We start from the raw sequence: 19374 nt of genomic DNA on the forward strand, positions 1-19374 counted from the left end.
TTATGCTCAATATCATCCGCGTTTGTAAGCAAGCCCAACCAAGAACACCCCTAACAGTATCATCGGCAAAGAAAGCAACTGACCCATGGTTAGCCACTCAAAAGCGATAAACTGAAGATGCGCATCTGGCTCACGTACAAATTCCACTAAAGATCGGAACAAGCCATAGAGCAGAAGAAATAGTCCAGAAACAGCCATTTTCGGTCGCGGTTTAGATGAGAACCACCAAAGCACCACGAATAGCACGAGCCCTTCTAGTGCAAATTCATAAAGCTGGGAGGGATGGCGAGGTAGATCACCACCGCGAGGAAATACCACACCCCAAGGCCCATCCGTAACACGCCCCCAAAGCTCACCACCAATAAAATTACCAATACGACCTGCGCCTAAACCAATCGGTACCAAAGGAGCCACGAAGTCAGTCATAGTAAATAGGGATTTACCGTGTTTGCGACCAAACAGATACATGGCTGCGATAACACCGAGCAAACCTCCGTGGAAAGACATTCCACCTTCCCACACAGCAAACAACCACAGCGGATCTTGCAGGAAGCGATCAAGGTGATAGAACAGGACGTAACCCATTCGACCACCTAAAACCACGCCCATAGCGCCCCAGAAGATCAGATCGGATATCTGCTCTTCAGTCCAGCCAGAGCCCGGCAAACGCGCTCGTCTAACACCTAACCACCAAGCTGCGGCAAAGCCGATCAAGTACATCAAGCCATACCAATGAATCTGCAATGGCCCGAGATCTAATGCAATCGGGTTTATATCATGAACCCACACAGCGTTACTCCTAAACTAGGTTACTGATTAAGAAACGCAGTCCTACACAGAATAAAAAGACTGCAAAAATCCGTTTTAAAACTGGTCCCGACAGGCTGTGCGCCCATTTAGCACCAAACTTAGCAAAATAAGAACTGGTCAAAACAATACCCGTAAATGCAGGTAGGTAGACGTAACCTGCACTCCAATCAGGCATATCAGCGTTGCCCCAACCCTCCCAAACATTGGTCAGGGCCGCCATTACTGCAATCGGAAGGCCACAGGCAGCCGATGTAGCAACAGCTTGCTGCATCTGAACTCGCCCCCAAGTGAGATAAGGCACGGTCAGGGTTCCACCACCAATACCAAAAATACTGGAGAGCCAACCAATCACACCACCTGAGATAACAAAAGATTTGGTACTCGCCGATTTTTCACCTGCATCTGGCTTTAGGTTCAACGCCATCTGAATCGAAACCAAAATAGCAAAGCTACCCAACGCAATTTGCAGCCATTCACCGGTCATTTGTCCCGCAGTTTTAACGCCGAGAAATGCACCTAACAAAATACCGGCCGTTAAAGGCTTAAAAATATCCCAGCGGACTGCACCTTTGCTGTTATGTGCCATCGTAGAACTGATCGAAGTCACTACTATGGTCGCTAGAGATGTGGCAACCGCTGCATGGGTTAACACGCTAGGCGCCATCCCCTGCAATTCAAAGCAAAAGACCAATACCGGTACGATCAACAGACCACCACCAATACCAAATAAGCCGGCAACAACCCCTGCTGCTGCGCCTAGAATCAAGTAGGTAAGAATTGTGATCAGCATCTTTTATCCTTTACTCTGCCTTTGTGCGATTTGCACTTACAATAAAAACGATCGCTATATTACCCAATTAATGGCCTATTACCTATGTGCTTAATAACATTCGCATATAAGACCCACCCTAAATACTCCCTGATTTTACTCGCCAATCGCGACGAGTTTTATCAAAGAGCAAGCCAAGCAATGCATTTTTGGCCAGATCAGTCTCATGTGCTTGCCGGAAGAGACCTAGAACAGATGGGCACTTGGTTGGGCATAAATAAAGCAGGAAAGTTCTCAGCCGTTACCAATTTTCGTGATGGCAACAACATGACCAAATCGAAAAAATCTCGCGGCGAGCTTACAGCCAATTTTTTAATGGGCGCTACCGATGCGAAAAACTATTTAGCACAACTGGAGAAAGAGAAATCACAATACGGCGATTTTAATCTGCTTACAGGGGACCAAACAGGTCTGTACTACTGTTCGAACCGCGGAGGCCAAACACAGCAATTAAAGCCAGGCGTATACGGAATGAGTAATGCGCTTCTAGACACACCTTGGCCAAAACTTACCCAAGTAAAACAGGCACTATCAGACACAATCGAAAATGAGATTATTTCTGAGCAGGTTTTGTTTGAGATTATGCTTAACGATCAACACGCCGCAGACGAATGCCTGCCGGACACCGGCGTACCTTTTGAATGGGAAAGGTTGCTCTCTTCTAGTTTTATTCGATCAGAGACGTACGGCACTCGTGCTATAACACTCCTACTACAAGGACTCGATGGCTACACAACCGTTATCGAACAAGGGTACGACTACAACGGGCCGTTAGAAAGAAGTGAGTATAAACTTACCTTGCCAGTCTTAGGGTAGTTATCTCAAGAAAAAACCGACTAAACAACAACCGGCTGTTTTGGCAGCGCTATGCCCAACTCAGTGAGGCGCTCATTGATGAATTTCTGAATACGATCAGCATCATCCATCGCCATCACATCCTTCAGGAGCTGACCCGCATCTTCCTTACTCACTTGGCGAATCGCGGCTTTTACTTTAGGCAGATTGGTCGCGTTCATTGATAGCACGTCATAACCCATCGCCATCAACAGCAAAGCACCACCTGGCTCAGACGCTAATTCACCACAGATAGACACTGTAACGTTTTCTTTATGGGCTTCTCGCGCAATGAAAACAAGCGCTCTCAGAACAGCGGGGTGGTAGCTAACATACAGATCAGCCACACGAGGGTTATTTCGGTCTACGGCAAGCAGATACTGAGTAAGGTCGTTGGAACCTACCGAGATAAAATCGACACGACGGGCAAATCGGCGTACCTGATAAACAGCAGCCGGTACCTCAACCATCACACCCACCAATGGACGCTCAATATCATGCCCTTCATCTTGCAGTTCTTTAACTGCACGATCGATCTGACGACTTGCTTCTTCTACTTCGCCTACGCTGGTCACCATCGGCAACATAATACGTAGATTACCGTAACCTTCACCCGCTTTAAGCATGGCACGTACTTGCACAAGGAAGATCTCAGGATGATCCAGCGTCACTCGGATACCACGCCATCCCAAGAATGGGTTTTCCTCTTCAATTGGGAAGTAAGGTAGAGACTTATCTCCACCGATATCCAAGGTACGCATTGTCACAGGACGAGGGTGGAATGCTTCAAGCTGCTTGCGATAAGTCTGCGCTTGGTCCTGCTCACTCGGGAAGAATTCTCGGATCATGAAAGGCACTTCGGTTCGATACAGCCCAATACCTTCTGCACCGCGATCAAGTGAACGCGCTACATCGGCGATCAAACCTGTATTTACCCATAACGGCATTCGGAAACCATCTGTCGTTTCCGCAGGCAGGTCCTTGATCGCTTCAAGTTCGGCTGCTTGCTCCTGCTCACCACGCAAGATATCTCTGTATGCCGTTAGAAGATCCTCTCCCGGCTGTACGTAAATTCGACCTGAATAACCATCAAGAATCAGCTCTCGACCATCAATACGCGTTAGAGGCAGATCAACCGCGCCCATAATGGTAGGAATGCCCATGGAACGAGCAAGGATCGCAGCATGTGAGTTACTAGAACCATGCACAGAAACTAAACCGACCAACTTCTCGCTCGGCACTTCTCCAAGCATCGCCGGGGTTAGTTCATCAGCAACTAGTATTGTTTCATCGGTAAATTCGAGTACTGCAGGCGCATCTTCTTGCAGATAGGCGAGCACTCGACGACCTAAATCTTTGATATCCGTCGCACGTTCACGCAGATAGGGATCATCCATCATAGAGAACTGACGCACATGCTCCATGACAACTTCACGCAGTGCACCTTGTGCCCAGTTACCTTGGCGAATTCTCGCTACAACTTCGCCAGCCAGAGCATTGTCATCCAACATCCGCAGATAAACATCAAATAGCGCCTGCTCTTCTGAACGCAAACGCTGGGCTAAACTGCGGCCAACAACTTTGATATCTCGGCGAACGAGTTTTAATGCTGCTTCGAAGTTAGCAATTTCCTGCTCAACGTCTTTGGCAACTTTATCTGGAACTGAGTTTAGATCTGCCGGCGGTGCAACGACGGTAGCTGAACCAATAGCAACACCCGCAGAACCCGGTACACCTTCAAAGCGCAAGTTGACGATTTCGCCGCTCGGCTCTTCGCCCATTGCACCTAAAGAACCGGTAGCTTCAGCATGAGCAATAGCCCCAGCTAGCTGGGCAGATAAGGTTACGAGAAAAGCTTCTTCGCTCTCATCAAAACGGCGCTGCGCTTTTTGCTGAACAACTAAGACACCTAAAACACCGCGGTGATGGATAATAGGCACGCCGAGGAAAGAGTTAAAACGCTCTTCACCGGTAGACTCAACATATTTGTAGGCGGGATGCTCGGAGGCATTTTCAAGGTTGATTGGTTCGGCACGATCTACCACCATACCCACCAAGCCTTCTTCGGCCGATAAACGAACGCTACCCACCGCTTCCTGATTGAGACCTTCAGTCGCCATCAAGACATAACATTGATCCTCGGGATCAAATAGATAAACAGAGCAAACCTCTGTGGACATAGCACGCTGGATGCGACGCACAATCAGATTCAGTACCGAGTCCAAATCTGGCGCGATACTGACTTCCTGTACAATCTTCTTCAACACATCCAGCATTCAGTGTCTCTCCTTCTAGGTATTTATGGCATTAAATCTCGATAGTTTAGGTGATAATTCTCGCATTGCCTTGCGATACACCTCTCGTTTAAATGACACAACCTGTCCTAGCGGATACCAATAGCTCACCCAACGCCAACCATCAAACTCTGGCGATTCAGTGTGATCAATTTTTACCGCACTATCTGCGCTCAACATCCGTAGCAAAAACCATTTTTGCTTCTGGCCAACACATACCGGATGCGAATTGCGCCGGATCATTCGTTTGGGCAATCGGTATCTCAACCAACCTCGGGTTACTGCAACAATCTCTACATCTTCTGCAGCAAGTCCAATCTCTTCTCTTAATTCGCGATACATTGCTTCTTCAGGGGTTTCATCCTCATTGATCCCCCCCTGCGGAAACTGCCAAGCATCTTGACCAATTCGTCTTGCCCAAAGGACCTGACCCAGCGAGTTAGCCAGAATGATACCGACATTCGGCCTGAACCCATCTGAATCAATCACTTTAGTTATTCCTAATTATTTTTCAGCTATTGTTCCATAATTCTTTGATACTCAGCAAATCCCTTTTCAGACAATTGCATTCAAAGCGTATCCTCCCTATCCTTGCGACACTATCTTATTCGTTGAGGAACCTCTTTTGAGCTTAGCAATTTTTGATCTGGACAATACTCTTCTTGCCGGTGACAGTGATCACGCATGGGGCGAATTTTTGTGCGAAAAAGGGATTGTAGATAGCGATGAGTATAGTCGCGCAAACGACTACTTTTACGAGCAATATAAGAATGGCGGATTAGATATTTTTGAATTCCTTGCCTTTGCTCTAAAGCCTTTGGCGCAGATGCAACGTGCAGAGCTAGATAAACTGCATTTAGAGTTTATGGAATCTAAAATCATTCCAATTATGCTACCCAAAGCCGCTGAGCTTCTGCAAAACCACCGCGAACAAGGTGATTACTTGCTTATTATCACAGCGACCAACCGCTTTGTAACAGGCCCTATCGCAGACAAGCTTGGTGTAGACGATATTATTGCAACAGACCCAGAAGAAATAGACGGGGAATATACCGGTAAAGTTGCGGGCATACCTTGCTTCCAAGATGGCAAAGTAACGCGCCTGAATGAGTGGTTAAAGCACAATGACTTTAATTTGGAAGGCAGCTATTTCTATAGCGATTCCCACAATGACTTACCGTTGCTAGAAAAAGTAACTCATCCAGTCGCGGTAAACCCAGATGAAACGCTGGAAGATCATGCCAACGCCAACCTTTGGCCTGTGCTTGATCTACGTTGATCGGGTGTAATTATCAGCACAAAAAAGAGAGGCTACAGCCTCTCTTTTTATTTCCGCTAAAACTCAATCAAAGTGTTCTGCAAAATGGCGAACATCGTGAGCTAACTTATCAATCTTATCAGCAGCCTTTTCCATCTCTGCCAAAACAGCCGCACTGATCGCCGACTCAATCAACAGCGCTAACTCATCAAAATGCTCTTTACCAATATCGTTACACATTGCTGTTGGTAATCTCTCCTTAAAAGACGAGACAACATGTTGAGCATGTGCAGTTTGTTTCATTGTCATCGTTTTACTCCTTAACTCTTACTTATGCACTGGGTGACGATCAATTTGCCCTTGGGCATTGCTGACGATTTGCGGATCCGGCTGAAGATCAATCTCTTCACTTTTATTCGGATAAGGCATACGACTAAGTAGATGGCGCATTGCATTTAGCCTTGCCCGTTTCTTATCGTCAGACTTAATCACCGTCCAAGGTGCATCGGCTGTATCGGTATAGAAAAACATCGATTCTTTGGCTTCTGTATATGAATCCCACTTATCTAAAGAGGCCAAATCGATTGGAGAAAGCTTCCATTGCTTCAACGGATCTACACGACGAGCCTGAAAACGTCGGAACTGCTCGTCACGGCTTACCGAGAACCAGAACTTAAACAGTTTGATGCCGCTTCGCGCCAGCATACGTTCCAGATCGGGGGTCTGGCGCATAAACTCCAAATACTCAGAGGGCGAACAGAAGTTCATCACTTTCTCTACGCCAGCACGGTTGTACCAAGAACGGTCAAATAACACGATCTCGCCAGCCGTAGGGAGGTGATTGATATAACGCTGGAAATACCACTGCCCTTTCTCTTGCTCGGTCGGCTTTTCTAAAGCCACAACACGGGCACCACGAGGATTGAGGTGCTCCATAATACGTTTGATGGTTCCACCTTTACCGGCTGCGTCACGCCCCTCAAAGAGGATAACAACACGCTGCCCGGTCTCGCGCACCCAGTTCTGCATCTTCAATAGTTCTATCTGCAGCTCTTTTTTGCGCTTTTCGTATTCTTTGCGGGAGATCTTTGTATCGTAAGGGTATTCGCTGGACTCAAACAGATCAGTAACTTCCTGATCCAGCAGTACAGTAGGGCAGATTTCTTCTTGCGGTGGCAAGGTCACATCTGCAGTTTGAACATCAACGTCTGGGGTCTGTAACTCCTGGTTCATAGGCTTACCTCTCTAGTTTGGTTAATCAGTATTACTGATTATGCGCCTACTACATCAGGAGTTTCTGATATAGGTCAAACAACCGATATAATTTTTAAAATTAACGTTCTCTCTATAATTATTCTTCGGTATGATCCCCCGTCCTTTTCGGTTAAACCTTCACGAAATAACAGCCCTTAAGCAACCACTTTACAGTGCTTCAAAGACTCATTTAGCTCATGCATCAACATGCTTCGCGTGATGATACCCACTAGCTTATTCTGCTCAACCACTGCATACACTTTTGGTTTATCCAAGCCCATCTGCTGAGCCAAATCGACAATACTCAAACCCGGTGCAACCGTAAGTGGATCGGTACGCATAATATCGCCAACAATCTCATGGCTATCACAGTGATAACTGTCGGTAACTAAATAGGGCAAACAATCAAACTCCGATAAAAAGCCAACCACCTTCAAGTTCTTATCCACAACCGGTAAGCCTAAATACCCAGAATCTAGAATATGAGAAACCGCCTCAACTAGGGGCATATCTGCACTTAGCGGCTTATTCACAGGAAACATTGCATCTTTTACTTGTAACATAACCCTACCCACCTGTTTTATCTTGCTGATTACAGTCTGGCAAAGAACTCGAAAATGACAAATTCACAACAAAAAAGGGGAGCTGTTAAAGCTCCCCTTTTTGATCAATTACGCAATGTTACGGACACGGATTTGGATACCGCACATGAATCCCTTCAATCTCAGTCAGCAAACCCTCATCAAGGTTAAGATTTACGGAGTCTATATTCGCTGTCAGCTGCCCCATGGTCGTTGCGCCAATAATATTACTGGCAACAAAATCACGACTATTAACAAAAGCCAACGCCATCTGAGCTGGATCCAAATTATGCGCTCGCGCTAGCGATACATACTCTTCAGTCGCTTTTATACCTTGTTCATTCAGATATCGAGTGTAATCAGGAAACAGGGTTAAACGGCCTTTCTCAGGCTGAGCGCCATTAAGGTACTTGCCACTCAAGGTACCAAATGCCATTGGTGAATACGGCAGTAGAGACACCTGCTCACGCATCAAAACCTCGGTTAAACCGACCTCGGAGGACCGGTTTAACAAGTTGTAAGGATTCTGTACGGAAACAACTCGTGGCAGGCCTAATTGCTCAGCATAAGCGAGAAACTTCATGGTTCCCCATGCCGTTTCATTGGATAAGCCCACATATCTAATCAAGCCTTCATCCACCAGCTCTTTTAAAATGTTTAGGGTTTCCAAAATTGCTGCCCCATCGTTTTCTGGAGCATGCTGATAGCCTAACTTACCAAAGAAATTAGTGGTGCGATCTGGCCAGTGGAGTTGGTATAAGTCGATATAATCGGTTTGAAGACGCTTTAAACTGCCTTGGATCGCTTCACGAATATTTTTGCGATCAAAATGCATATCAGGGCGGATAAAGCTGACAAAATCTCCAGGCCCCGCAACCTTTGTTGCAACGATCACCTTATCGCGGTTATTCCGTTGCTTCATCCAGTTACCGATGTAGGTCTCTGTTAGCCCCTGATAACGCTCATCCACAGGCACTGGATACATCTCAGCAGCATCAAGAAAATTGACACCTTGCGCCCAGGCATAATCCAGCTGTTCAAACGCTTCGACCTCAGTGTTTTGTCGACCGAAGGTCATAGTTCCCAGACAGATCAGACTCACATTGAGATCAGTATTACCTAGCTGACGATATTGCATGGTAAAGCTCCTATCTGGGAACAGATGTCAGGTTAAGACGATGGCAAAACTCTGACAAAGAATGATTTAAGGTAATCCGTTTCGGGAATCGCTGGATGTACCGGGTGGTCTGCACCCTGATGCCCCTGATCAAAGATCTGAGCATTACGATCCAATTCGCGGCTATTACTACGAATAATATCGATCAAGCGATCACGTTGAAGATGCATAGAGCATGACGCAGACACTAAGATTCCGTCTTTCTTCAGAAGACGCATGGCGAAATTATTCATACGGGAGTAAGCACGCTCACCGTTACGAATATCCTTTTTCTTCTGAATAAACGCAGGCGGATCCAACACAACCACATCAAATTTTTCTTTATCTGCAATCAGAGACTTACAAATATCAAAGGCATCGCCGTGGAAGCCTTCGAAACGATCAGACGCATTGTTGATACGCGCGTTCTCAGCAGCCACTTCTAGAGCAAAGTGGGAAGCATCGACACAGATCGCCTGATTAGCACCAGCAGCCAAAGCCTGCGCGCCCCAGCCACCTACGTAACTAAACAGATCCAGTACGCGCTTACCTTCAACATGTTTTTGCATCTGAGCACGGTTATTACGGTGATCGTAGAACCAACCAGTTTTCTGGCCTTTCTGCAGTGGCGCTAGCAGTGGTACAGAGTTTTCCATCAACGGACACAGCTCTGGGATATCACCCTGGATGATCTCTGTGTAGGTTTCCAAGCCTTCCATATCGCGCATTTTGCCGTCGTTACGCAGCAAAATCGCTTTCGGCGTGAACACTTTGTTCAATGCGTCGATAATGTCATCTAGCACCGCTTCCATGCCGGCTGTAGAGATCTGTACAACAAACACATCGTAGAAACGATCAATCACTAGACCTGGTAGAGCATCACTGTCACCAAACACCAAACGATAGCAATCATCAGTAAAGCAGCTTTCACGCAGTGATAGCGCCACTTTAAGACGGTGAATGATTAAGGAACGATCCAAAGTGTATTTAAGATCACGACTGACGATTCGACCGCAAATCAACGTATTTGGGTTTACATAAGCAACGCCTAAAGGTTTGCCTTTGTCAGTTTCGACAATAACCTGCTGGCCCGGCTCAAAGCTCTTCAGCGGCGTCACGCGGTTATCCACTTCGTTACTGTAGATCCAAAGGTGACCACCACGCAGCCTGCGTTCAGCCCCACTGTTTAGTTTTAGAGTTTGCAGTGACATGTTTTTCCTGTTTTACAGACAACTGTCCCGGCATATAGCCGGGACAAGGTATTTATTTCTCAGGGCGAGGCCCTAAATCTGACTTAAGCTTCAGATTCGCACAGATCGTTGTAAGCTTCTGCGCTTAGTAGTTCGTTCAACTCATCGGCGTCGCTTAGCTTCAACTTGAAGAACCAACCATCACCGTATGGGTCAGAGTTAACTAGCTCTGGAGAGTCTTCCAGATCTTCGTTAACGGCTACAACTTCACCACTTAGCGGTGCGTATACATCAGATGCAGCTTTAACAGACTCAACAACACCTGTTTCATCACCTGATTCTACTTCAGCACCGACTTCTGGCAGCTCAACGAAAACTACGTCACCCAAAAGGTCTTGCGCGTGATCTGTTACACCGATGACAACGGTGCCATCACCTTCAACGCGGATCCACTCGTGACTAGCAACGTATTTCAGTTCAGATGGAATGTTACTCATGTTTATTTCCTACCCCTATGGGTCCTGTTTAAATCGAATTCTTAGTCAAAAACTTTTTTGCCGTTACGGACAAAAGAAGGACGAATTACACGTACAGACACCAACTTGCCTTTACCACGCAGATCCACTTCAGCTGTATCCGTTGTGCCCACAGGCACACGCGCCATAGCGATCGAACAACCCAACGTCGGAGAGAATGTACCACTGGTAATCTCGCCTTCGCCAATGCCGTCTACTACAACCTTCTGATGCGCACGTAATACACCACGCGCTTCCATCACTAGACCTACAAGCTTATGGCTCACACCTGCATCACGCTGCTGTTGTAGTGCTTCGCGACCGATAAATACACGCTCTTGCGGTTCCCAAGCGATCGTCCAACCCATATTAGCCGCAAGTGGAGAAATGGTTTCATCCATATCTGCGCCATATAGGTTCATACCCGCCTCTAAACGCAAAGTGTCACGCGCCCCTAGCCCACACGGAGCAACGCCAGCATCCGCGAGTGCCTGCCAGAAATCTGCTACCTCATCTTCAGGCAGCATCACTTCTAAACCGTCTTCACCAGTATAGCCAGTTCTCGCAATAAACCAGCCTTCTGACTCTAAACCTTGGAAAACACTTAACTGATCGATCAAGTTAGCGCGAGACTCAGTTACAGCTTGTTTAGCCAACGCTAATGCGTCTGGACCTTGCACGGCCACCATCGCCAATTCTGGCTGCTCTGTTAGGGCAACGTCATCAAAGCTAGCTGTCTGGTCAGACATCCAACGTAAATCTTTTTCGCGTGTTGCACAGTTCACAACAACACGGAACCACTCGCCAGCAACACCTGGCTCTGTCATTAGGTAGACAATAAGATCATCAATTACACCAGCATCTTCATTCAGCATGCCGCTGTACATCGCCTTACCTTTTTCCTGCAACTTAGCAACATCGTTTGCTAGCAGGTAACGTAAATACTCTTTAGCGTCTGTGCCGGTAACGTCTACAACCGTCATGTGGGAGACATCAAACATACCAGCAGCTTGTCGAACCTTGTGATGCTCATCCACCTGAGAACCATAGTGGATTGGCATATCCCAACCACCGAAGTCGACTAGCTTAGCACCCATCTCTTGGTGCTTTTCGTACAATGCAGTTTTGCTACCCATATTATTAACTCTTATCAGGGGCTAGCTTAGGCCTTGTTATCGTCATAAACAGGTCTTGCTAGGCTTTAACAACTGCTTTTCAGCTCAAGAGCGAATCAATTGACCTGAAAAACAAAAAAAGGGAAGACAATTTATAGGGATTCTCTTCACAGTTCAATCTTTGAACGACAAACTAGGGTTGCGACTATGGTCGGATCAGATTATCCAAGTCGATTATTCTTGAATGTTTCTCTGCGCCAATTGTGGCAAACGACCAGATAACCCCATCGCATCCATCACAATATGATTTTTAACTGGAGATAGTTTATCCAATAAGTTCATGCCCATATTGCGCGCCAAGCAAGCTAAAGGCTGTCTGGTATTAAATAAACGTTTAAAGCTTTCCATAGCTAAAGACATCTGAATATTGTCATTGCGGCGTTCGCGCTGGAATCTGCGTAACACTGATTGAGCGCCTAAAGGCTCACCTCGACGTGAAGCTTCCATCAACGTTTCAGCTAACTGAGCAGCATCCAGCAAACCTAAGTTCACACCCTGACCCGCCAGAGGATGGATGGTATGTGCCGCATCCCCAATCGCAGCAAAGCCAGGTTGAATATAATGCTGAGCATGACGCTGACGTAACGGAAAAACGCTGCGTTGATCGCACCATTCTATTTCCCCTAAACGGCTCTCAAATGCACGACCTAATTGCTGGCAAAACGCTTCATCGGGTAATGCCATCAATTCGTTGGCATGTTCTGGCGATGTCGACCAAACAATCGAGCAGTAGTAATCGCCCTCTTCGTTACTCAAAGGTAACAATGCCAGCGGCCCATCTTCGGTAAAACGCTGCCAAGCGGTCGCTTGGTGAAGCTGCTCGGTTTTAACGGTGGTCACAATGGCATGATGACCATAATCCCATTCCACCATAGGTAGGCCCGCGTGTTGACGTGTTTTTGATAACGCGCCATCCGCTGCAACCACTAAATCCGCTTGAATGATACGACCATCACTCAATTTCACCGCACGACCTTGATCAGACTGGGGAGATAGCTCCGTCACAGTCACGCCGGTAATCAGTTCTACTGAAGGTGTTTCTAGAAGAACCTGATACAAACCCGCCAGTGTCACACGGTTTTCTACAATATGACCTAGAGCCGGTTCATGCAGTTCTCGCGCTGAGAAGTGAATATGCCCAGTCCCTTCGCCATCCCAAACATCCATCTCGGTGTAAGGGCTTAGACGATAATCCTGCATATACTTCCAAGCACCTACAGACGTTAAGATCTGCTGTGAGGCACAGGTGAGCGCACTGACACGAGGGTCATAGCCCTTAGCTTGAGCGCCTTTAACAAACTCAGAGAAACCACTGATATCGCCTTCGCGCTGTTCTAAAAGCGTTACTTTAATATCGGCATCCGCCAAAGCCGCAGCAAGAGTAACTCCCACCATGCCGGCTCCAACAATCACTACATCTGAATTAAGCACTTGCGCCTGTGTATTTTCTGGCATGATCTATCTCTATTTCAGGTCTGGAGCGGGCATATCTAAGCCCATGGCACCACGGGCAAAAACGGTTCTAGCAGGCGGACAAATATCTAATAGTTGCAGGCCTAGGTTACGGCCGGCTGCAAGCAGAATATTATTATTAGAAAACAGCTTCATAGTCTGATCGCTCAGCCCAATTGTGCGCTGCTGATCTTGTCGTTGCTGTTCGTAGAAATCCTGAAGCACGTTTAAATCACCTAGATTGCCACCTACCTTACGGGCTTGAATTAGGTGATCAGCCAAAGCGACAACACCACGTAACGCCAAGTTGTATCCTTGCCCGGCAATTGGGTGCAAAGCATGCGCAGCGTTACCTAACACCACTAAACCCTGACGCACCTGCTCCTGTGCTAAAACCAGTTTTAGAGGATAGGTATGTCGTTCACCCACTTTGACAAAATTACCTGCGCGATGACCAAAGCGTTCGTGTAGACGCGCTATAAACTCAGCTTCGTCAAGCGCCATCACTTCATCGACTTGATCATTAGGCACTGTCCAAACTAGACCACAACGATGCTCACCATTTTGCTCTTCCAGCGGTAGCAGCGCCATAGGGCCCGTATCGGTAAAACGCTCATAAGCAATATCGTTGTGTGAGCGGTCTAAGCTGACGTTGGCTATGACAGCATGTTGCTCGTAGGTTGTTTCGCTGTAGTTCATGCCCATCCCTTCACGCAATGAGGAACGGCCACCATCAGCCATCACAACTAATTCAGTCGTTAACTGATGCGTCTCACCCTCCTTTTCTAGGGTGACGCCCATCTGGTCAGAGCCATACTGAACATCTTTCACTTCGGCAGGGCAGATAAAATCAATGCGATTCGCATCATTCTGCTGTAAACGATCTAGCAGGACACGTCCAAGCCATTGGTTTTCGACCACATAGCCCAGAGCAGGCACTCTTTCCTGCTCTGCATGCAGACGCGTCACACCAAAATGACCTTTATCTGAAACGTGAATATGTTTGATGGGTGCTAAATGCGTTTTTAGCGTTGACCAAATACCCATGACTTCGTAGATAGAGCGGCTTCCATAAGCCAATGCCGTCGCTCTGGAATCATAACTCGGCTGATACTCCAGTGCGCTTTTCTCAGGCATAGGAAAGGCTTCAATTACGGCGATATTCAGATCAAGCTGTTCACTCGCTGGCAGAAGAGCACAAGCTAAGCTCGCGCCCACCATGCCGCCACCGATCACCACGATGTCATAGTGCTGTTTCATTTTGCTGCCATTAACGCTTCAATTTCTGCAATTTCTTTCGGCACAGCTGCAGTGAGATTTTCATTACCCTCTGCAGTGATCAAGATATCATCTTCAATACGCACACCAATACCGCGCCAACGAGGTTCAACATTTTCGTTGTCCGCAGCGATATAGATACCTGGCTCAACCGTCATCACCATACCCGGCTCTAACGGACGCCATTCGCCATCGACTTTGTAATCGCCAACATCATGCACATCCATACCTAACCAATGACCAATACGGTGCATGTAAAAATCACGGTAGCGACCCGCTGAGATCTCTTCACTCAGCGTCCCCGATAGCAAACCTAACTCAATCAGTCCTGCAGTTAACACTTCTACCGATTTTTCGTGTACGGCTTCCCACAAAACACCCGGTTTCGCGAATTCAATACAAGCTTTCTGTGCTTTCAAAACCAGTTCGTATATTGCCGCTTGTTCTGGACTAAAGCGACCATTTACAGGAAAAGTACGCGTAATATCGCCGGCATAATGATCTAGCTCACACCCGGCATCGATTAACACCAGATCACCGTCGTTGAGCGGTTCGCTGTTTTCGATGTAATGCAGCACACAAGCATTTGCTCCGCCACCCACGATAGTCGAGTACGCTGGCTGGCGTGCGCCATTCATCGCGAAGTGGTGCAAAATCTCCGCTTCTAACTGATATTCCATCACACCCGGTTTACACAGTTGCATCGCCTTAACGTGCCCCTGCGCAGAGATCTCACCGGCACGACGCATCATCTCTTTTTCTGCATCGCCTTTGATCAAGCGCATCTCATGTAACAGGCAATCCAGCATCACCAATTCTGAAGGTGCTACTGCCCCTTGGCGCACTTTTGCGCGGATCAGGTTTAGCCAGTGTCGAACGCGTTGATCCAGCTCTTCGTCTTTACCAATGGAGTAATAGATTCGAGATACGCCATTTAACAGGCCCGGCAGGATATCGTCGACTTCATCGATGGCATGGGCCTCATCCATGCCAAAGTCATTAACAGCGCCTTCAGGCCCTGCTCGATAGCCATTCCAGATCTCCATCAGTTTGTCACGATTACGACAAAACAGCACCGATTCACCATCTGTACGACCCGGCATCAATAGCAACACAGCATCCGGCTCGTTAAAACCTGTTAAATAGTAAAAGTTGCTATCCTGACGAAATGGATATTCAACATCGCTATTGCGCTGCTTCATCTGCGCAGAAGGAATAATCGCGATACTGCCCGGTGACATCTGCGCCATCAACGCAGCACGACGTGCGACAAACTGATCAAGACCGATCTTCATTAATGCAACCTGTTGTTTTCTGGCTTAGCTTTAGCAAACTCTTTTTCTTTCTCTTCTAACGCTTTATTACACTCGGTAAACAGCATCAAAACAGCCATACGCACATATTCTTGAACTTCCATCAGATCAGCTTCGTTTTCATCAAGCTCTTCCAGATCGGAAGAGATTTGTGCGATCTGCCCAAGGTCATTGAGCGTCTCTTTCGCTTCAGGCGATAAGCTGGCATCTGTATGTTTACCATAGAGACCGAATCCACTTAGGAAGCTCTGACACCAACGCCCTAGCGATTCAGCACGCATAGAGATCTCATCCTCATCATCTGGAAGCACCATATCGAACTCCAGATCCATACTTTCCATACAGCCAAGCGTAGCGGTGTAAAGATTCGTCACCACAGACTTACTGCTGTCTTGGGAGAGTGACTCGATATCGAGCAATTCATTAACAATTTTCTCCAACGCCGCTGGTTTTAAACGTGCACCCGCAGCTAAATGTCCCGAGATAACTCCGTGGAGTTCTGAAGGTGAAACAGCTCTCACCCCCTCCTCTACAAACATATTTGCGATAAGTTCAAAATCGGGTAGATCTACAGGTACATTTTCTAAAGACATGAATCGAATCCATCAATAATATCGTGCTGTTAATCCTAGCATTTCAACACTTCCTGTGCAGCGTCATTGACCCACAGACAGGGGCTGATTATAGTCCTGCTGAGAATAATTTAGCTTTAGGGGCATTCTTTCTGCATGACTGAGCATTACTTTAACGCGCTGGAACAGAAAATCGATCAACTTCTGGAACGCTGCGAACAACTAAATCAGGAAAATATTCAGCTGCGCGCCCGTGAACAACAGCTTAAAGAGGAGCGTGCTCAACTAGTACAGCTCAACGAACAAACGCAATCCAAAATTCAAGCGATGATCATGCGACTTAAAGCGTTGGAGCAAAACAAATGAGCCAGCCAGAATCCCAACCTGTCACTATTACTCTGCTAGACAAAGAGTTTAATTTTAACTGTCCGGCTGACGCAGAAGCTGAATTATTAGCTTCCGCAGATTTTCTTAATGAGAAAATGTTAGAGATCCGAAAAACAGGCAAAGTGTTAGGGCTTGAGCGGATAGCGGTGATGGCAGCGCTCAACTTGGCTCATGAGTTATTGCAATCCAAGCAAGCGAACACCAGCAATATTGAAGAACGCCTACGCCACCTTGGCAACAAAATTGATCAAGCGTTAATCAACGAAACACAAACTGCTGATTCGGACAGTTAACCACTGTCCTTGAAAACTTTTCAACTTAAGAAAAGTGTATATTTAACAGCCAGTTACAGCACCGCCTAGCAGAAAATATTTTTATTACAAGTCCTGACACCGGCATCATAAAGGGTATAATAAAAACATGCCCTGGGGTGTTCGACCGTTGGTTACGTCCCTCGAGCCGATAATCACACTTTTGGGGGTTGCTCGTAGTTTCTGGTGTGCATGTCCGATTTACCGGAAAGCCTAATGATACTCAGTAACCACCTCCTTGAACCTTCGGGTTCAGGGCCATATCCGACACCGGCACCTTGGGGATCTTCATTTCACAATGACTCAACAACGCAAACAACTCCGCCAGCGGATTCGTCAACTCAGACGCTCTTTAACTCCTCTACAACAGGAACAAGCCGCACAAGGTTTACTAAAGAATATCCGCACCCGCTTAGATTTCAGGCGCGCTAAGAGTATCGCCATCTACCTACCTAACGATGGCGAGATAAACCCTGAACCGTTGATTCACTACTGCTGGAAATTAGGTAAGGAAGTCTACCTACCTGTATTGCACCCTATTCTTCATAATCGCCTATGGTTTACGCCGTACACAAACCAAACACCGATGATTAAGAATATCTACGGTATCCGAGAGCCCAAATTACAGCCGCACAAACGCAGAGCCGCTTGGGCAATTGATTTAGTCTTGTTACCTCTAGTCGCCTTCGATGCAAAAGGCAATCGAATGGGCATGGGCGGCGGATACTATGACCGCACATTCGGCTTTAAAAATCTGAAGAAAAGCATGAAAGGACCAAGCCTTATCGGGCTGGCACATGAAATTCAGAGAGTAGAAGAGTTACCTGTAGAGAGCTGGGATATCCCTCTAACATCGATTGTTACTGATAGCAGGAGCTATCTATAACGCAATTGAAAGCTTAGCTGTTAAAGACTTGCTCAAACAGAGAAGCAAACTGGAAATCTGCATGTGATACGCCGGTCATTACAGACCCTAGTACAAACACGACTACCAAGATTAGAACCAGATCAGGACCTTTTTTCATTATTCTGCCTATAAGGTTTACCACACATTAAACAAACGCTCGTTTACTTAATGCCCGGCCGTAGTTTTTCATAAATACAGTTTTTTGCAACCCCTTATAAATCATGGGGCAATAAAACTATCGGCCAGTTACATAATTATTTTAATCCAGAATTGTAAAAAGAGCCAATTACCTACTGATTTATAAACTTTTTTGCAGAAAATTAAGAAAAATCATCATAAAAGGTATGGTTAACATCGAGAAAAGTGTCTGTCCGGTGATAATGGCAGCCATCATTTGCACATCCCCACCAAGCTGACGCGCCAGAATATAAGAGGATGCAGCCGTTGGTAAGGCCGCGTACAACCAGATAATTTCAGCATTTGGCAATCCCAATACAACACAGATAAGAAAGGCCAATAATGGCATTACTAACAGTTTGATCAACGAGGTTGCACAAAGCGCTTGGCCACTTTTCATTAGGACCTTAAAACTCAGTCCTGCTCCGACAGATAACAGCCCTAAAGGCAGAGCCATACGACCTAGGAATTCAGCGATAGGCATCAGCAGATTCGGGAAACCTACCCCTGTCTGATTTAGCAACAAACCACACAAGCTACCGACAATAAGTGGATTCTTTAACAACGCTAACAGCACACTCTTAAAATCTTGAGTGCTACGGGTAAAGTAGGAAAAGACCAGCACACAGCAGAAATTCAGCAAGGGGATCATGAGCGCCATGACCACTGCACCGACCACTACCCCTTGAGGACCAAACAAGGTTGCCGAAGCAGCTAAGCCCACATAAACATTGAAACGAACTCCACCCTGATAAATGGAGGTAATGCCCGCTGCATCGACCCTCAAGAACGGTTTCGCCAAAAAGACCAACAAACTACCACCCAAAACCAGCAACACAACAGCCAACCCTACCTGATCCAGAGGCACAGCAGTCATATCGGTACTTGCTAAACGGGACACCAGCAAGATAGGAAACAGTACAAAGTAAGTCGCCTTTTCCGCCTGTCCCCAAAAGTCATCGGTTAGGAATCCGCTCTTTCTCGCCGCATAGCCTAGTAAAATAAGTGCAAATACCGGCCATAGAGCACTGATAATTTCGATCATAGTGTTATAGTGATCTTATAAAGTTAATAATGATGT

At 46.7% G+C, this 19374-nt stretch carries 22 protein-coding genes and 1 other RNA gene; 6 read left to right on the forward strand and 17 right to left on the reverse strand.

Annotation, left to right across the window (positions count from 1 at the left end):
* Positions 1-12 precede the first annotated feature (12 nt).
* Together lgt and ACMXYN_RS16690 are read right to left on the reverse strand one after the other, a co-directional pair.
* Entirely contained in the window at positions 13-789 is a 777-nt protein-coding gene (lgt, locus tag ACMXYN_RS16685; RefSeq protein WP_415892766.1) for a prolipoprotein diacylglyceryl transferase, read from the reverse strand.
* A gap of 10 nt (positions 790-799) precedes the next feature.
* A complete protein-coding gene (locus ACMXYN_RS16690) occupies positions 800-1600 on the reverse strand; it encodes a sulfite exporter TauE/SafE family protein (protein WP_415892767.1) in 801 nt (266 codons plus the stop codon).
* A gap of 84 nt (positions 1601-1684) precedes the next feature.
* On the opposite strand from ACMXYN_RS16690, the gene ACMXYN_RS16695 reads away from it, so the two are divergent.
* Positions 1685-2455 carry an NRDE family protein gene (locus ACMXYN_RS16695; protein WP_415892768.1) on the forward strand — a complete coding sequence of 257 codons (771 nt, stop codon included), beginning with the start codon at positions 1685-1687 and terminating at the stop codon, positions 2453-2455.
* Positions 2456-2475: 20 nt separating this feature from the next.
* Here the strand turns inward: ACMXYN_RS16695 and ptsP are convergent, their stop codons facing one another.
* A complete protein-coding gene (ptsP, locus tag ACMXYN_RS16700; RefSeq protein WP_415892769.1) occupies positions 2476-4749 on the reverse strand; it encodes a phosphoenolpyruvate--protein phosphotransferase in 2274 nt (757 codons plus the stop codon).
* 15 nt (positions 4750-4764) lie between these two features.
* Entirely contained in the window at positions 4765-5256 is a 492-nt protein-coding gene (locus ACMXYN_RS16705; protein WP_415882757.1) for an RNA pyrophosphohydrolase, read from the reverse strand.
* 136 nt (positions 5257-5392) lie between these two features.
* On the opposite strand from ACMXYN_RS16705, the gene ACMXYN_RS16710 reads away from it, so the two are divergent.
* Entirely contained in the window at positions 5393-6046 is a 654-nt protein-coding gene (locus ACMXYN_RS16710) for an HAD family hydrolase (protein ID WP_415886149.1), read from the forward strand.
* Between the two features lie 63 nt (positions 6047-6109).
* Here ACMXYN_RS16710 and ACMXYN_RS16715 read toward each other — a convergent pair whose 3' ends face one another.
* The 11 genes from ACMXYN_RS16715 to ACMXYN_RS16765 all read right to left on the reverse strand — a co-directional run bounded on the left by ACMXYN_RS16715 (position 6110) and on the right by ACMXYN_RS16765 (position 16532).
* Entirely contained in the window at positions 6110-6334 is a 225-nt protein-coding gene (locus tag ACMXYN_RS16715) for a phosphatase (protein WP_415892770.1), read from the reverse strand.
* 18 nt (positions 6335-6352) lie between these two features.
* Positions 6353-7258: a polyphosphate kinase 2 gene (ppk2, locus tag ACMXYN_RS16720; protein ID WP_415892771.1), complete on the reverse strand. Its 906-nt coding sequence runs from the start codon at positions 7256-7258 to the stop codon at positions 6353-6355.
* Positions 7259-7434: 176 nt separating this feature from the next.
* On the reverse strand, positions 7435-7842 hold the full coding sequence (locus tag ACMXYN_RS16725) for a CBS domain-containing protein (protein WP_415892772.1): 408 nt from the start codon (positions 7840-7842) through the stop codon (positions 7435-7437).
* A gap of 118 nt (positions 7843-7960) precedes the next feature.
* A complete protein-coding gene (locus tag ACMXYN_RS16730) occupies positions 7961-8998 on the reverse strand; it encodes an NADP(H)-dependent aldo-keto reductase (RefSeq protein WP_415892773.1) in 1038 nt (345 codons plus the stop codon).
* A gap of 32 nt (positions 8999-9030) precedes the next feature.
* On the reverse strand, positions 9031-10227 hold the full coding sequence (locus tag ACMXYN_RS16735) for a class I SAM-dependent rRNA methyltransferase (protein WP_415892774.1): 1197 nt from the start codon (positions 10225-10227) through the stop codon (positions 9031-9033).
* A gap of 83 nt (positions 10228-10310) precedes the next feature.
* Positions 10311-10703: a glycine cleavage system protein GcvH gene (gcvH, locus tag ACMXYN_RS16740; protein ID WP_415882764.1), complete on the reverse strand. Its 393-nt coding sequence runs from the start codon at positions 10701-10703 to the stop codon at positions 10311-10313.
* 41 nt (positions 10704-10744) lie between these two features.
* Positions 10745-11857 carry a glycine cleavage system aminomethyltransferase GcvT gene (gene gcvT, locus ACMXYN_RS16745; protein ID WP_415886155.1) on the reverse strand — a complete coding sequence of 371 codons (1113 nt, stop codon included), beginning with the start codon at positions 11855-11857 and terminating at the stop codon, positions 10745-10747.
* A 213-nt stretch (positions 11858-12070) separates the two neighbouring features.
* Positions 12071-13351, reverse strand: a complete 1281-nt coding sequence (locus ACMXYN_RS16750) for a UbiH/UbiF/VisC/COQ6 family ubiquinone biosynthesis hydroxylase (protein ID WP_415892775.1) — start codon at positions 13349-13351, stop codon at positions 12071-12073.
* 9 nt (positions 13352-13360) lie between these two features.
* Positions 13361-14608, reverse strand: a complete 1248-nt coding sequence (gene ubiH, locus ACMXYN_RS16755; RefSeq protein ID WP_415892776.1) for a 2-octaprenyl-6-methoxyphenyl hydroxylase — start codon at positions 14606-14608, stop codon at positions 13361-13363.
* Positions 14605-15921 carry a Xaa-Pro aminopeptidase gene (gene pepP / locus ACMXYN_RS16760; RefSeq protein ID WP_415892777.1) on the reverse strand — a complete coding sequence of 439 codons (1317 nt, stop codon included), beginning with the start codon at positions 15919-15921 and terminating at the stop codon, positions 14605-14607. The genes ubiH and pepP overlap by 4 nt, the downstream gene beginning before the upstream one ends.
* Positions 15921-16532, reverse strand: a complete 612-nt coding sequence (locus ACMXYN_RS16765) for a UPF0149 family protein (RefSeq protein WP_415886159.1) — start codon at positions 16530-16532, stop codon at positions 15921-15923. The genes pepP and ACMXYN_RS16765 overlap by 1 nt, the downstream gene beginning before the upstream one ends.
* A gap of 135 nt (positions 16533-16667) precedes the next feature.
* On the opposite strand from ACMXYN_RS16765, the gene ACMXYN_RS16770 reads away from it, so the two are divergent.
* The 4 genes from ACMXYN_RS16770 to ACMXYN_RS16785 all read left to right on the forward strand — a co-directional run bounded on the left by ACMXYN_RS16770 (position 16668) and on the right by ACMXYN_RS16785 (position 18095).
* Positions 16668-16877, forward strand: coding sequence for a TIGR02449 family protein (locus ACMXYN_RS16770; RefSeq protein ID WP_415882770.1), 210 nt, complete (start codon positions 16668-16670; stop codon positions 16875-16877).
* Positions 16874-17191, forward strand: coding sequence for a cell division protein ZapA (locus ACMXYN_RS16775; RefSeq protein ID WP_415882771.1), 318 nt, complete (start codon positions 16874-16876; stop codon positions 17189-17191). Before ACMXYN_RS16770 ends, ACMXYN_RS16775 begins: the two co-directional genes overlap by 4 nt.
* Positions 17192-17317: 126 nt before the next feature.
* Positions 17318-17498: non-coding RNA, 6S RNA (ssrS, locus tag ACMXYN_RS16780), on the forward strand.
* Between the two features lie 9 nt (positions 17499-17507).
* Positions 17508-18095 (forward strand): 5-formyltetrahydrofolate cyclo-ligase, encoded by a 588-nt coding sequence (locus ACMXYN_RS16785; RefSeq protein WP_415892778.1) that lies wholly within the window; start codon positions 17508-17510, stop codon positions 18093-18095.
* A 13-nt stretch (positions 18096-18108) separates the two neighbouring features.
* Here ACMXYN_RS16785 and ACMXYN_RS16790 read toward each other — a convergent pair whose 3' ends face one another.
* Together ACMXYN_RS16790 and ACMXYN_RS16795 are read right to left on the reverse strand one after the other, a co-directional pair.
* Positions 18109-18234, reverse strand: coding sequence for a hypothetical protein (locus ACMXYN_RS16790; protein WP_415882773.1), 126 nt, complete (start codon positions 18232-18234; stop codon positions 18109-18111).
* Between the two features lie 180 nt (positions 18235-18414).
* Positions 18415-19338, reverse strand: a complete 924-nt coding sequence (locus tag ACMXYN_RS16795; RefSeq protein WP_415892779.1) for an AEC family transporter — start codon at positions 19336-19338, stop codon at positions 18415-18417.
* Between the last annotated feature and the right edge of the window lie 36 nt (positions 19339-19374).

The sequence above is a fragment of the Neptuniibacter sp. PT8_73 genome, from assembly GCF_047778045.1.
Classification (GTDB): Bacteria; Pseudomonadota; Gammaproteobacteria; order Pseudomonadales; family Balneatricaceae; genus Neptuniibacter.

Coding starts and splice junctions, on each gene's coding strand:
- ACMXYN_RS16690 (WP_415892767.1), bottom strand. CDS start 1,600: ATGCTGATCACAATTCTTACCTACTTGATTCTAGGCGCAGCAGCAGGG.
- ACMXYN_RS16695 (WP_415892768.1), top strand. CDS start 1,685: ATGTGCTTAATAACATTCGCATATAAGACCCACCCTAAATACTCCCTG.
- ptsP (WP_415892769.1), bottom strand. CDS start 4,749: ATGCTGGATGTGTTGAAGAAGATTGTACAGGAAGTCAGTATCGCGCCA.
- ACMXYN_RS16715 (WP_415892770.1), bottom strand. CDS start 6,334: ATGACAATGAAACAAACTGCACATGCTCAACATGTTGTCTCGTCTTTT.
- ppk2 (WP_415892771.1), bottom strand. CDS start 7,258: ATGAACCAGGAGTTACAGACCCCAGACGTTGATGTTCAAACTGCAGAT.
- ACMXYN_RS16725 (WP_415892772.1), bottom strand. CDS start 7,842: ATGTTACAAGTAAAAGATGCAATGTTTCCTGTGAATAAGCCGCTAAGT.
- ACMXYN_RS16730 (WP_415892773.1), bottom strand. CDS start 8,998: ATGCAATATCGTCAGCTAGGTAATACTGATCTCAATGTGAGTCTGATC.
- ACMXYN_RS16735 (WP_415892774.1), bottom strand. CDS start 10,227: ATGTCACTGCAAACTCTAAAACTAAACAGTGGGGCTGAACGCAGGCTG.
- gcvH (WP_415882764.1), bottom strand. CDS start 10,703: ATGAGTAACATTCCATCTGAACTGAAATACGTTGCTAGTCACGAGTGG.
- gcvT (WP_415886155.1), bottom strand. CDS start 11,857: ATGGGTAGCAAAACTGCATTGTACGAAAAGCACCAAGAGATGGGTGCT.
- ACMXYN_RS16750 (WP_415892775.1), bottom strand. CDS start 13,351: ATGCCAGAAAATACACAGGCGCAAGTGCTTAATTCAGATGTAGTGATT.
- ubiH (WP_415892776.1), bottom strand. CDS start 14,608: ATGAAACAGCACTATGACATCGTGGTGATCGGTGGCGGCATGGTGGGC.
- pepP (WP_415892777.1), bottom strand. CDS start 15,921: ATGAAGATCGGTCTTGATCAGTTTGTCGCACGTCGTGCTGCGTTGATG.
- ACMXYN_RS16765 (WP_415886159.1), bottom strand. CDS start 16,532: ATGTCTTTAGAAAATGTACCTGTAGATCTACCCGATTTTGAACTTATC.
- ACMXYN_RS16770 (WP_415882770.1), top strand. CDS start 16,668: ATGACTGAGCATTACTTTAACGCGCTGGAACAGAAAATCGATCAACTT.
- ACMXYN_RS16775 (WP_415882771.1), top strand. CDS start 16,874: ATGAGCCAGCCAGAATCCCAACCTGTCACTATTACTCTGCTAGACAAA.
- ACMXYN_RS16785 (WP_415892778.1), top strand. CDS start 17,508: ATGACTCAACAACGCAAACAACTCCGCCAGCGGATTCGTCAACTCAGA.
- ACMXYN_RS16790 (WP_415882773.1), bottom strand. CDS start 18,234: ATGAAAAAAGGTCCTGATCTGGTTCTAATCTTGGTAGTCGTGTTTGTA.
- ACMXYN_RS16795 (WP_415892779.1), bottom strand. CDS start 19,338: ATGATCGAAATTATCAGTGCTCTATGGCCGGTATTTGCACTTATTTTA.